Origin of the sequence: Mycobacterium sp. NPDC006124, assembly GCF_040614235.1 — a bacterium.
Taxonomy (GTDB): Bacteria; Actinomycetota; Actinomycetes; order Mycobacteriales; family Mycobacteriaceae; genus Mycobacterium.
The window spans coordinates 446788-459391 of the sequence record NZ_JBEXUA010000001.1 but is presented as its reverse complement, the minus strand read 5'-3'; the positions used below and the strand labels follow the sequence as shown (position 1 = coordinate 459391).

At 69.4% G+C, this 12604-nt stretch carries 10 protein-coding genes; all 10 read right to left on the bottom strand.

The genetic code is table 11. The annotated features are described in order from the left end of the window. Positions 1–23: 23 nt before the first annotated feature. Positions 24–2552 (bottom strand): [protein-PII] uridylyltransferase, encoded by a 2529-nt coding sequence (locus ABZ195_RS02170; protein WP_355214423.1) that lies wholly within the window; start codon positions 2550–2552, stop codon positions 24–26. Positions 2553–2635: 83 nt separating this feature from the next. After that, positions 2636–2974: a P-II family nitrogen regulator gene (locus ABZ195_RS02165; RefSeq protein ID WP_149478580.1), complete on the bottom strand. Its 339-nt coding sequence runs from the start codon at positions 2972–2974 to the stop codon at positions 2636–2638. Positions 2975–3025: 51 nt separating this feature from the next. Beyond that, positions 3026–4360 carry an ammonium transporter gene (locus tag ABZ195_RS02160; RefSeq protein WP_355214421.1) on the bottom strand — a complete coding sequence of 445 codons (1335 nt, stop codon included), beginning with the start codon at positions 4358–4360 and terminating at the stop codon, positions 3026–3028. 301 nt (positions 4361–4661) lie between these two features. Continuing rightward, complete coding sequence (gene ftsY / locus ABZ195_RS02155; RefSeq protein WP_355214919.1) at positions 4662–6005, bottom strand: signal recognition particle-docking protein FtsY; 1344 nt, start codon at positions 6003–6005, stop codon at positions 4662–4664. A gap of 48 nt (positions 6006–6053) precedes the next feature. Beyond that, positions 6054–9650: a chromosome segregation protein SMC gene (gene smc, locus ABZ195_RS02150; RefSeq protein ID WP_355214419.1), complete on the bottom strand. Its 3597-nt coding sequence runs from the start codon at positions 9648–9650 to the stop codon at positions 6054–6056. 26 nt (positions 9651–9676) lie between these two features. Beyond that, positions 9677–9967 (bottom strand): acylphosphatase, encoded by a 291-nt coding sequence (locus ABZ195_RS02145; protein ID WP_355214417.1) that lies wholly within the window; start codon positions 9965–9967, stop codon positions 9677–9679. Continuing rightward, positions 9964–10371: an OsmC family protein gene (locus tag ABZ195_RS02140; RefSeq protein WP_355214415.1), complete on the bottom strand. Its 408-nt coding sequence runs from the start codon at positions 10369–10371 to the stop codon at positions 9964–9966. Before ABZ195_RS02140 ends, ABZ195_RS02145 begins: the two co-directional genes overlap by 4 nt. Before the next feature lie 15 nt (positions 10372–10386). Continuing rightward, on the bottom strand, positions 10387–11247 hold the full coding sequence (gene mutM / locus ABZ195_RS02135) for a bifunctional DNA-formamidopyrimidine glycosylase/DNA-(apurinic or apyrimidinic site) lyase (RefSeq protein ID WP_355214413.1): 861 nt from the start codon (positions 11245–11247) through the stop codon (positions 10387–10389). Continuing rightward, complete coding sequence (rnc, locus tag ABZ195_RS02130) at positions 11240–11977, bottom strand: ribonuclease III (protein WP_355214411.1); 738 nt, start codon at positions 11975–11977, stop codon at positions 11240–11242. Before rnc ends, mutM begins: the two co-directional genes overlap by 8 nt. Beyond that, positions 11974–12597 carry a DUF177 domain-containing protein gene (locus ABZ195_RS02125; protein ID WP_355214409.1) on the bottom strand — a complete coding sequence of 208 codons (624 nt, stop codon included), beginning with the start codon at positions 12595–12597 and terminating at the stop codon, positions 11974–11976. The genes rnc and ABZ195_RS02125 overlap by 4 nt, the downstream gene beginning before the upstream one ends. Between the last annotated feature and the right edge of the window lie 7 nt (positions 12598–12604).

Genomic DNA, 12604 nt, shown 5'->3' with positions numbered 1-12604 from the left:
TGGTTAGCCTAGCTGGCGGAGCACTAGCTGGCCTCCGGCACTGCCTTGGGTCGCGCCGGCGTCGGCAGCATGGCGTAGAGGTCGCGCTCGAGTTCGTCGCGGGCGTCGGAGACGTCGCGGGTCACCTCGCCGGTCGCCAGGGCGGGCACGACGAGGCCGAAGGCGTCCACGACCGTCGAGCCCAGCGTGGTGACCTTCGCCCACGCGATGTCGACGCCGTCGCGTTCGACGACTGCCGTCAGCCGCGCCAGCAGGCCCGCCCGGTCGGTACTGCGGATCTGCAGGACGAACTCACCCGGGGCGGTGCCCTCGAACCACAGGATCCGCGGCGGCGCGGGGGCGTTGATCGGCACGGCGTCGGGGATGTCTCCCGCTCTGGTGGTGTTGACGGTCGCGCTCTCGCGGTCCCGGCGTTCCAGCGAGCCGACGACGTCGAGGTCCCCCGCCAGCGCCAGCACGAACTGTTCGCGCAGCAGCTCCGCGGCCGGTGGCGAGCCGAAGTGGGGTGACACCACGAACGTGGTGATCGCCACGCCGTCCTGGACGACGACCGACGCCGAGTGCACCCGCAGCGAGTTGAGCGCCAGCACGCCCGCCGCCCGCGACAGCAGACCCCGCCGATCCGGCGCGATCATCACCACGTCGAAGACGTGCGGACTGTCCGACGCCGTCAGCTCCACGTGCACGGCGCGGTCGGCCGCCAGAGCCAGATGCCTCGGATCGATCGGATCGGGTTCCGGAAGCGGCTCCCCGGCCATGACCATTCGGCATCGGCGAACCAGGTCGCCGATCAGCGAGGCCTTCCAGTCCCCCCACACGCCGGGTCCAGTGGCCAGCGAGTCGGCCTCGGCCAGGGCGTGCAGCAGTTCGAGCAGGACCAGGTCGCCACCGAGCGCGTCGACCACCGACGCGATCACCTTCGGGTCCTGAAGGTCACGGCGGGTCGCGGTGTCGGGCAGTAGCAGGTGGAAGCGGACCATCTTGGACAGCAATTCGACGTCGGACGGCCACAGTCCGAGCCTGGTGCCGATCTGGGTCGCCAGGTCGGCACCGATGACGCTGTGGTCTCCCCCGCGACCCTTGCCGATGTCATGGGCGAGCGCACCGAGCACCAGTAGATCGGGCCGCGACACCCGGGTAGTGAATGCGCTTGCGCGCGATACGGTTTCGACGAGGTGCCGGTCGACGGTCCAGATGTGCACGACGTCGCGGGGCGGAAGGTCCCGCACCGCGCCCCACTCGGGAAAGAGCCTGCCCCACAAGCCGGTTCGATCCAGCGCCTCGATGGTGGAGACCGACGCTCCGCCCGCGGCGAGCATCACCAGCAGGTCCTTGAGCGCTTGGCGGGGCCATGGGGTGCGCAGCTCGGGCGCCGTCTCGGCGAGCCGCGCCAGGGTCGACGACGACATCGGCAGCCCCGTCGTCGCCGAGGCCGCCGCGACGCGCAGGATCAACCCGGGATCGCGTTCCGGCCGGGCGTCGCGGGCCAGCATGATCTCCCCGCCGTACTCGATGACACCCTCGTCGACCGGGCGCCGCACGGGTCGCCGCAGCACCGCCAAACCGCGGCGCGGCAACGCATTCGACGCGGTTCGGATGCCTGCGTCGACGTAATAGCTGATGGTGCGGGCGGCGTCGCTGAGCATCCTGGCCAGGTCGAAACGGTCACCGATGTGCAGGGCGGCGCCGATCTCGTCGGCGTACTGCGCCAGCAGCATCTCCCGGCCGCGCCGGGAGACGCGGTGGAGCTCGGTGCGCACGTTGAGCAACGCGAGGTGGGCGTCCCCCAGCGATCCCGTCGGCGAGGCCAGCGAGCGGCTGGGATAGGCGTCGGCCAGCTGTGCGATGGCCAGCGCGTTGAGCAGTTGGACGTCACGCAGACCGCCGCGTCCGTTCTTCAGGTCGGGCTCGGCACGGTGGGCGATCTGGCCGCTGCGGTCCCATCGGGCTCGCGTATGCGCGACGAGTTCCTCGAACCGCGGGGCGATCCCGGTGCGCCATTGCCGACGGGCGCCGCCGACCAGCAGCGCCGAGAGATCGGCGTCACCGGCGATGTGTCGCGCGTCGAGCATGGCCAGACCCGCCGAGATGTCCTCGCTGGCGACCTTCAACGCCTCCGGCACCGTCCGGACGCTGTGGTCGATGTGGATGTTGGCGTCCCACAACGGGTACCAGAGCAGTTCGGCGACTTGGGACACCACCTCTCGCGGCATGTCGTCGTGCACAAGGGTCAGATCCAAGTCCGAATATGGCAGCAGCTCACCGCGCCCCAACCCACCGGTGGCGACGATGGCGAAGCCACTGGTCGCCGTGATGCCGATCTCGGCAGCCTTGGTGGTGAGCCAGAACTCGTGCAGATCGAGCAGCGCGTCCCGCAGGGCCGGGGCGTCCAGTCGCGCACCGCCGCTCAGCAATTGCTCGGCCGCGGTGGCCAAGTCCTTTGCCGGACGCGACGAACCCGCCGCAGGCGCCACCCAACGAGGGGCGCCTGCGGCGGTCGTCGGATCCTCGCGCGAGCCGTCGTCGGCGGAATCCGTTGTCTGCCTGGTCATCTCGGTCCTCCCCGGACTCACGTGATCAACTGCACTTGCTGGATGCGTGTCCGGGAGACGACGCCTAGATCACCGTCGGGACGTCAAATGGCGTCGGCCCCACGCTCGCCGGTGCGCACCCGCACGACGGTGTCGACCGGGCTCACCCACACCTTGCCGTCACCGATCTTGCCGGTGCGAGCGGCCTGGACGATGACGTCCACCACCTTGTCGACGGCAGCCTCGTCCACCAGGACCTCGACCCGCACCTTGGGCACGAAGTCCACGGAGTACTCCGCACCGCGATAGACCTCGGTGTGACCCTTCTGCCTGCCATAGCCCTGCACCTCGCTGACGGTCATCCCCAGGATGCCCGCCTGCTCGAGACCCGTCTTGACGTCCTCCAGAGTGAACGGCTTGACGATCGCAGTGATCAACTTCATTTAGTCAGTTCCTTCCGGGTCATTCTCCAGGCCCCTGCCAATACTTCCCGATCACGCGAGTTCATAAGCGGTTTCCGCATGCTCGGCCTCGTCGATGCCGTTGTGCTCTTCCTCTTCGTCCAGTCGCAACCCGACGGTGAACTTCACGATGAACGCGACGACGGCAGTGCCGACCGCGGAGTACACCAGCACCGCGCCGGCACCGATGGCCTGCTTGATGAGCTGGTCGAACCCGCCGCCGTAGAACAGGCCCGTCACCGCGGCACCCGCCTCGGGCGTCGCCACCAGGCCCACCAGGAGCGTACCGATGATGCCGCCGACCAGGTGGACGCCGACGACGTCGAGCGAGTCGTCGAAGCCCAGCTTGAACTTCAGCCCGACCGCGAGCGCACACACTGCGCCGGCGACCACACCGATGACCAGTGCGCCGACCACGTTCACCGACGAGCAGGACGGGGTGATGGCGACCAGGCCCGCGACGATGCCCGAGGCCGCACCGAGGGACGTGGCGTGGCCGTCGCGGATCTTCTCCGTGACCAACCAGGCGAGCATCGCAGCGGCGGTGGCGACCGTCGTCGTGACGAACGTCGCACCGGCCAAACCACCTGAGCTGACGGCCGATCCGGCGTTGAACCCGTACCAGCCGAACCACAGGAGCCCGGCACCGAGCATCACGAACGGCAGGTTGTGCGGCCGCATCGGCGACCCGGGCCAGCCCCGGCGCTTGCCGAGGATGATGGCCAGCACCAAGCCGGCCGTACCCGCGTTGATGTGCACGGCGGTACCACCTGCGAAGTCGATTGCCTTGAGCTGGTTGGCGATCCAGCCACCCTTCTCACCGGTGAAGCCGTCGAAGGCGAAGACCCAGTGCGCGACCGGGAAGTAGACGACCGTGACCCACAGGCCCGAGAACAGCAGCCAGCCACCGAACTTGAGGCGGTCGGCGACGGCACCCGAGATCAGGGCGACGGTGATGATGGCGAACATCAGCTGGAAGGCCACGAACACCGACATCGGGATGGTGCCGGCCAGCGGGATGTTGATCGCGTCGGCGGCTTCCACACCCTTGGCGGGATCGGCGGCGACGGCCGCCACGGCGTTACCGCCGATGATGCCCTTGAGCCCGAAGTACTGGGTCGGGTCGCCGACGAAGCTGAACTTGTCGTTGCCGAACGCCATGGAGTAGCCGTAGAGCGCCCACAGCACGGTGACGACGCCCATGGAGCTGATGCTCATCATGAGCATGTTGAGAACGCCCTTGGCGCGCACCATGCCGCCGTAGAAGAATGCCAGTCCAGGTGTCATCAACAGCACGAGTGCGGCGCTGGCCAACATCCATGCCGTGTCGCCGGTGTCCGGCGCACCCATTATCGGAAATCCGTCCACTCCCAGTTTCCTCCTTCGCCCATGCCACGGTTAGTCACCGATGACCTAGGCCAAGACAATGCGCACTGGTTGTTTCGCGGATGAGCCGCCCGTGTTTCGCCGATGTGAACGGATCGGGCGAATGCGTTTCGTCCGGGTTAACTGCCTCGTCAGCAGCCTGAAGCGCTCGTCAGCAGCTCATCGTTCCTCGCGCAAGCGCTCGTCAGCAGCTCATCGTTCCTCGCGCAGGCGCTCGTCAGCAGCTCATCGTTCCTCGCGCAAGCGCTCGTCAGCAGCTCATCGTTCCTCGCGCAAGCGCTCGTCAGCCCAGCAGCGCGTCGACGAACGCCGCGGGTTCGAACGGCGCGAGATCATCTGGTCCCTCGCCCAATCCGACCAACTTGACCGGCACGCCGAGCTCCTGTTGCACGCGAAAGACGATGCCGCCCTTGGCCGTACCGTCGAGCTTGGTCAGCACGACGCCGGTGATCTCGACGACCTCGGCGAAGACCCGCGCCTGGGGCAGGCTGTTCTGCCCGATGGTCGCGTCGAGCACCAGCAGCACCTCGTCGACGACGGCGCGCTTGGAGACGACCCGCTTGACCTTGCCGAGCTCGTCCATCAGACCGGCCTTGGTGTGCAGCCGGCCGGCGGTGTCGATGACGACCACGTCGGCCCCGGTGGCGATGCCCTGGACGACGGCGTCGAAGGCCACCGAGGCGGGATCGGCGCCCTCCGGGCCGCGCACTACTTCGGCGCCGACTCGGGCCGCCCAGCTCTGCAGCTGATCCGCCGCCGCAGCGCGGAACGTGTCGGCCGCGCCCAGCACGACGCGGCGGCCGTCGGCGACCAGGACACGGGCGAGCTTGCCGACCGTGGTGGTCTTGCCGGTGCCGTTGACGCCGACCACCAGCAGCACCGACGGCTTGTCGGCGTGCGGCAGGGCCCGAATCGCGCGATCCAGGTCGGGACGGAGTTCGTTGATCAGGACCTCGCGTAGAACGGCTCGCGCGTCGGCCTCGGAACGGACGCTGGTCGCGGCCATCCTGGCGCGCAGTGCCGTGACGACGGATTCGGTGACCACCGGGCCGAGGTCGGCGACCAGCAGGGTGTCCTCGATCTCCTCCCACGAGTCCTCGTCAAGGTCGCCACCGCCAAGCAGTCCGAGCATGCTGCGGCCAAGGGCGTTCTGGGACTTGGAGAGCCGTCCACGCAGACGCTCCAGCCGGCCGTCGGTCGGGGCGATTGGCTCGATCTCCGGTGCCGGCTCCTCGACCGGAGGCGTCTCGTCGACGGGCTCCTGCACCCTGGGGGCCGGCGGCGTCTCGACCCGGGGCACCGGCGCTTCGGGCAGCTGCACCTCCGAGATGGAGCGCTTCGGCGCGTCACGCGGGATCGTCGCGTCGTCGCCGACGGCAGGAAGACCCTCGACGTCGAGCAGATTCTTGGGTTTCGTCGGCGGCGGTGCGGCCGTGCTCTTGGCCTCGGTGAACGAGATGGTCGACGACGCGGTGTACCCGCCCGACTTGTCGACGGGCTTCTCGAGCTCCGTCGCATCCGTCGACGACAGGCTGATCCTGCGCCGCCGGTATCGCACCAGCCCGACGACCAGCGCCACCACGACGAGGACGGCGATGACCGCGAGGGCGATGTAGAGACCTAACAGCTGACCTTGTGTCACCGGGTCATTGTCTCAGGGTGGCCCCGTTCGAACTCACGTGGTCGTGGTGACCAGTTCCTGGCCGCGCATCCGCTGCGAGATGACCGTGGTGATGCCGTCCTCGCGCATCGTGACGCCGTAGAGCGCGTCGGCGATCTCCATGGTCGGCTTCTGGTGGGTGATCACGATGAGCTGCGAGACCTCGCGAAGCTGCTCGAAGAGACTGATCAACCGGCGCAGGTTGACGTCGTCGAGTGCGGCCTCGACCTCGTCCATCACGTAGAAGGGCGACGGACGGGCCCGGAAGATCGCGACGAGCATCGCGACCGCCGTCAGGGACTTCTCGCCACCGGACAGCAGCGAGAGCCGCTTGATCTTCTTGCCGGGCGGCCTGGCTTCCACCTCGATGCCGGTGGTCAGCATGTCCGACGGATTGGTCAGCACCAAACGGCCCTCGCCACCGGGGAACAGCGTCGCGAACACCTGGGTGAACTCGCGTTCCACGTCGGCGTAGGCCTCGGTGAAGACCTGCAGGATGCGGTCGTCCACGTCGGTGATGACGTCGAGGAGATCCTTGCGGGCGCCCTTGACGTCCTCCAACTGGGTGGACAGGAAGTTGTAGCGCTCCTCCAGCGCCGCGAACTCCTCCAGCGCGAGGGGGTTCACCCGGCCCAGCTCGGTGAGTTCGCGTTCGGCCTTCTTGGCGCGGCGCTCCTGCGTGGGGCGGTCGAAGGGCATCGGTGCGGGCGCAGTCACCTGTTCGCCGCGCTCCTTGGCCTGCTCGTACTCGGCCATCTCCAGCTCGGTCGGCGGCAGGGGCACGTCGGGGCCGTACTCGGAGACGAGGTCGTCGGTAGCCATGCCGAACTGTTCGAGTGCCTGCTGCTCGAGTTGCTCGATGCGCAGGGCCGCCTGGGCCTTGGCGACCTCGTCGCGGTGCAGGGAGTCGGTCAGCGCGGTGATCCTGGCACTGAGTTCCTGGACCTCGTGGCGCACCCGGTCGAGCGCTTCGACGCGATGACCACGCTCGGCGGCCAGGCCGTCCCTGGTGCGACCGGCGACGGCGACGGCCGTCGAGAGCCGGGCGGCGACCAACCGGCCGGACTCGGCCACGGCCACGGCCACGGCGGCGGCCTGCTCGCGAGCGATGCGCGCCCGTTGCGCGCGCAGCCGGGCCTCGCGTTCGGCCGTCGCGGCGCGACGTAGCGAATCCGCCCGTCCACGAACGGCATTCGCGCGTTCCTCCGCGGTGCGCACCGCCAGGCGTGCCTCGAACTCCGCGGTTCTGGCCTCCTCGGCGGCGGCCACCGACTCCTGGCGGTCGACGGGCTCGGAGTCGAAGGTGGGCACCTCTTGAGCGTTGCGCAGCCGCTCCTCGAGAGCGGTCATCTCCTCGACGGTCTTCATCCGGCCGGCCTCGAGCTCGTTGCGCTGTGCGTTGAGTCGTTGCCACTCCTCCTCGGCGGCCCTGGTCTCCTGACCCAGCCGGCCGAGTTGTTCGTAGATCCCGGAGATGGCGGCGTCGGACTCGTTGAGCGCGGCGAGCGCGTCCTCGGCCGCGTCGCGGCGGGCGGCCTGCTCGGCCAGCGCGCCGGACAGCGCGGCCGAGAGCTCCGAGACCTGCCGCTCGGAGGCCTCCAGCTCGCTGCGCGCCTTCTCGATCTCGCCGGTGATCTCCAGCGTGCTCGGCTTGCGGTCCGAGCCGCCGGTCAACCAGCCCGCACCCACCAGGTCACCGTCGGTGGTGACCGCACGCAGCCGGGGGCGCGCGGCGACCAGGTCCAGCGCCGCCGCCAGATCGGGCACCACGACGACGTCGGCGAGCATGGCTGCTGCGGCACCACGCAATCGGGGCGAGGGCTCGACCAGGTCGACCGCCCACACGGTGTCGGCGGGCAGGTCGAATTCCGAGTCACCCCGTGCCGCTTGCATTTCCGGCCAATCACCGATGACGATCGCGGCCCGTCCGCCGTCGGCGGCCTTGAGCGCCGCTACCGCGGACCGTGCCGCGCCGGAGCTGTCGGCGGCCACCGCGTCGGCGGCCGATCCAAGCACGGCCGCCACCGCCGCCTCGTAACCGGGGCGGACCCGCAGCATCGTGGCAACCGATCCGAGCAGGCCCGAGCCGTCGTGGTTCTTTTGCAGCCACGCCGCGCCGTCGCGGCGGTCCAAACCGACGCTCAGTGCGTCGATGCGCGCCCGCAGCGAGGCCACCTGGCGTTCGGCGGCGCGCTCGCCGGCCTGCAGTTCGGAGACCCGCTCGTCGGCCAGGCGCAACGCGGCCACGGTGCGATCGTGCTGGTCGTCGAGGCCGACTTCGCCCTCGTCGAGCTCACCGATGCGGCCCTGCACGGTCTCGAAGGCCGTCCTGGACTGCTCGACGCGCATCGCGGATTCTTCGAGGCTGACCGTCAGCCGGGCGACGCCCTCGTCGATCGACTCGACGCGGGTGCGCATGGTGTCGACCTGGCCGGAGAGCCGAGCCAGCCCCTCGCGGCGGTCGGCCTCGGCACGGGCCGCGGCGAGGTGCGCGCGTTCGGCTTCGGCGGCCAGGCGTTCGCGCTCGCCCAGTTCGGCGCGGGCCGCCTCCTGCCGGGCGCGGCACTCCGCGAGTTCGGCGAGCAGCTCCTGCTCGTGTTCGGCGACCATCTCGGCCTCGGCGTCGAGTTCGTCGGGGTCGGGTCCCGTGGCCGCCTCGACGTCGGCGTCGAGCAACTGCGTGCGCTCACTCGCGATGCGGACGGTGGCGCTGACGCGTTCGGCCAACGCCGAGAGCCGGAACCACGTCTGCTGCGCGGCCTCGGCCCGTCCGCTGAGATCGGCCACGGCCGTCTCGTGGGCGCTGAGTTCGAAGGTCGCCGTCTCCAGCCGGGTGGTGACCTCGTCGTGCTCGCGCCGCAGCGTCGTCTCCGCCTGGTTGGTGTCGTTGAACTCGGTGCGTCGGGCGACGAGGTCGTCGGCGGCCAGGCGCAGGCGGGCATCGCGCAGGTCCGCCTGGATCGTCTGCGCCCGCCGCGCCATCTCGGCCTGCCGACCCAGTGGTTTGAGTTGACGCCGCAGCTCGCTGGTCAGGTCGGTGAGGCGGTTGAGGTTCGCCGACATCGAGTCGAGCTTGCGGACCGCCTTCTCCTTGCGCTTGCGGTGTTTGAGCACGCCGGCGGCTTCCTCGATGAACGCGCGCCGGTCCTCGGGGCGCGACTCGAGAATCTCGGAGAGCTTGCCCTGGCCGACGATGACGTGCATCTCGCGGCCGATCCCGGAGTCGCTCAACAGTTCCTGGACGTCCATCAGCCGGCAGCTGCTGCCGTTGATCTCGTACTCACCGGCGCCGTCGCGGAACATCCGGCGGGTGATCGACACCTCGGAGTACTCGATGGGCAGCGCATTGTCGGAGTTGTCGATGGTCAGGGTCACCTCGGCGCGCCCCAGCGGTGCCCGCGAGGACGTACCCGCGAAGATGACGTCCTCCATCTTGCCGCCACGCAGGGTCTTGGCGCCCTGCTCGCCCATCACCCAGGTGAGCGCGTCGACGACGTTGGACTTGCCCGATCCGTTGGGCCCGACGACACAGGTGATGCCCGGTTCGAAGCGCAGAGTCGTCGGCGAGGCGAAGGACTTGAAGCCCTTCAGCGTCAGACTCTTCAGATGCATGACGTGCGAGCTTACCTGCGAGGTTGCTACCGCTCGGTGAAGCCCTCGATCGGATCCCCGGCCGCCGACCAGTCCTCGACGACCACGTCGACGGTGCCCGGCGTGGCGCCGCCGCGGAGGAGTTCGAGCAGCCGCTCGCAGGCGTCGCGAGGTCCGCGGGCGACGACGTGCACGCGACCGTCGGCCGTGTTCGCCGCGTATCCCGTCAGTCCGAGTTCCAATGCCCGCGAGCGCGTCCACCACCGGAACCCGACGCCTTGGACATGGCCGTGCACCCAGGCGTCGAGGCGGACCTCGGGGTCGGGTGACTGGGTCACGTGGGGGTGACCTCGAAGGTCACCTCGGTGCCGGCCTTGAGAGTGCGCCCGACGGTACAGACCTTGTCGATCGACCGCTCGACGATGACGACGAGCTTGCGAATCTCCTCCTCCGACAGAGCCGAGAGGTCGACCTCGAGCTTCTCCTCGAGCAGGGGGTAGAGCTCCTGCTCGCGGTCGGCCGGTCCGGTCACGCGGATGGTGGCCGGGTAGTCGTCGCCGAGCCGCATCCGCAGGGGGTGGTCACTGCTCATCCCACTGCACGCCGCGAGGGCGATCTTCAGTAGTTCGCCGGGGGTGAAGACGCCCTCGACGTCCTCGGAGCCCACCAACACCTCCGCCCCGCGACTGCTGTGGCCGGTGTAGCGGCGCACACCGGTGCGCTCCACCCAGAGTTCGGTCATGGCGTGTCTCGTCTCCTAATTCACTCGTCGTCGACGGGGTCGTGGCTGGCATGTCGGGCAGTAGTACGACGACCGGTTCATGAACTTCTCCCGGACGATGGCCGTACCGCAGCGCCGGCAGGGCAGGCCCTCCTGGCCGTAGGCGTCCAGGGACCGGTCGAAGTACCCCGACTCGCCGTTGACGTTGACGTAGAGCGAGTCGAAGGACGTGCCCCCCTGGCCGAGGGCGTCGGTCATCACGTCGGTGGCGTGGCCGAGAAGGGCGCTCAGCGTCGACGCGCTCAACGTCTCGGCGATGCGGGCGCCGTTGACCTTGGCCCGCCACAGCGACTCGTCGGCGTAGATGTTGCCGATGCCCGACACGACGGTCTGGTCCAGGAGTTGTCGCTTGATCTCGGAGTGCTTGCGCCGCAACACCTTCACCACCGCTGCCCGATCGAACGAGGGATCGAGCGGATCGCGGGCGACGTGCGCGACGGGAAGGGGCACCTCGGTACCGTCGACGGTGACGAGTTCGGTGAGCATCCAGCCGCCGAAGGTGCGCTGGTCGACGAAGCTCATCGCCGTGCCGTCGTCGAGCAGTGTGGCGACGCGCAGGTGTTCGGTCTTGGCGACCTCACCCAGCAGCATCTGGCCGCTCATGCCGAGGTGCACCACGAGGGCTTCACCGCTGCCGAGGGTCAGCCAGAGGTACTTGCCGCGTCGCCCCGTCCCGGTGATGACGTTGTCGAGCAGGCGTGCGGTGAGATCGGTCGGGCCCTCCACGTGGCGGCGCACGGCACGCGGGTGGTTGACCCGCACCGCGGTGATGGTGCGTCCGACGACGTGGGCGGCGAGACCGCGTCGGACGACCTCGACCTCGGGTAGCTCAGGCATCCTGCTCGGGCTTGCCGTTGAGGGACGCACCGTCGGCACCGAGGGCCTCGATCGCCTTGTAGGCCGCGGCGGCCGCCTGCTGCTCGGCCTCCTTCTTGGTGCGGCCCTGACCGTGGCCGTAGTCTTCGGCACCGACGACGGCGCGGGCGGTGAAGTGCTTGTCGTGTTCGGGGCCGGTCGAGTCGACGACGTAGGCGGGGACACCCAGTCGCCGGACCGCGGCGAGTTCCTGCAGGCTGGTCTTCCAGTCCAGGCCCGCGCCAAGGTTGGCCGCGGTATCCAGCACGTCGGCGAACAGCCGGATGACGACGTCGCGGGCGACTTCGTGACCGTGCTGGACGTAGGTGGCGCCCAGCAGTGATTCCACCGCGTCGGCGAGCAGGTTGGCCTTGTGCGCGCCGCCGCTGCCGACCTCGCCGCGTCCGAGCAACAGGTAGGCGCCGAGCCCGTCGGGGGTCAGCGTCCTGGCGATGCCGGCCAGCGCCTGGGTGTTGACCACGGCGGACTTCAGCTTCGCCAGCTCACCCTCGCTGCGGTTGGGGTACCGCGTGAAGATCTCGGCGGTGATCACCAATCCGAGCACTGCGTCGCCGAGGAATTCGAGCCGCTCGTTGGTGGGCAGTCCGCCTGCCTCGTAGGCGTAGCTGCGGTGCGTCAGTGCCAGGGTCAGCAGGTCGTCGGGGAGGTCGACGCCGAGGGCTTCGAGCAGCGGTGCGCGGTCGACCGTCACTCGCGATCCCCGGCGGCCGGATCCGGCAGGTCCTCCTGGACGGTCTTCATGGCCGCCAGCTTGGCCCACCTGGGGTCGATGACGTCGTGGCCGTGCGGTTCGGGGTCGTTCTCGAAGTCCGCCAACGGAACTCCGCATTCCGGGCACAGGCCCGGGCAGTCCTCGCGGCACAGCGGCGAGAAGGGCAGCTGCATGCCGACGGCGTCGATGATGGGCTGCTCGACGTCGACGGTGTCGTCCACGACGCGCCCCACTTCGTCGTCGTCGTCGGTGGTGGCCTCGGTGGTGCTGTCGGGATAGGCGAACAGTTCGGTGAGATAGATCTCCACCTCGCCGGAGACCGGGGTCAGGCAGCGGGCGCACTCGCCGGCGGTCGGGGCCGACACCGGTCCGCTGACCAGGACGCCCTCCGACACCGATTCCAGGCGCAGGTCGAGGGTCACCGGCGCGCCCTCGGGGATGGCGATCAGTTCGATGCCGATGCGTGACGGCGCGGGCACCGTCTCGGCGAAGGTGATCATCGAACCGGGACGCATGCCGAGCCGCGAAACGTCGAGCACGAAGGGCGTTTTGCGGTTGCCCCAGGCGCCGCCACGGGCGCCGTTCTTCGATCCGGCCATTCGTCGA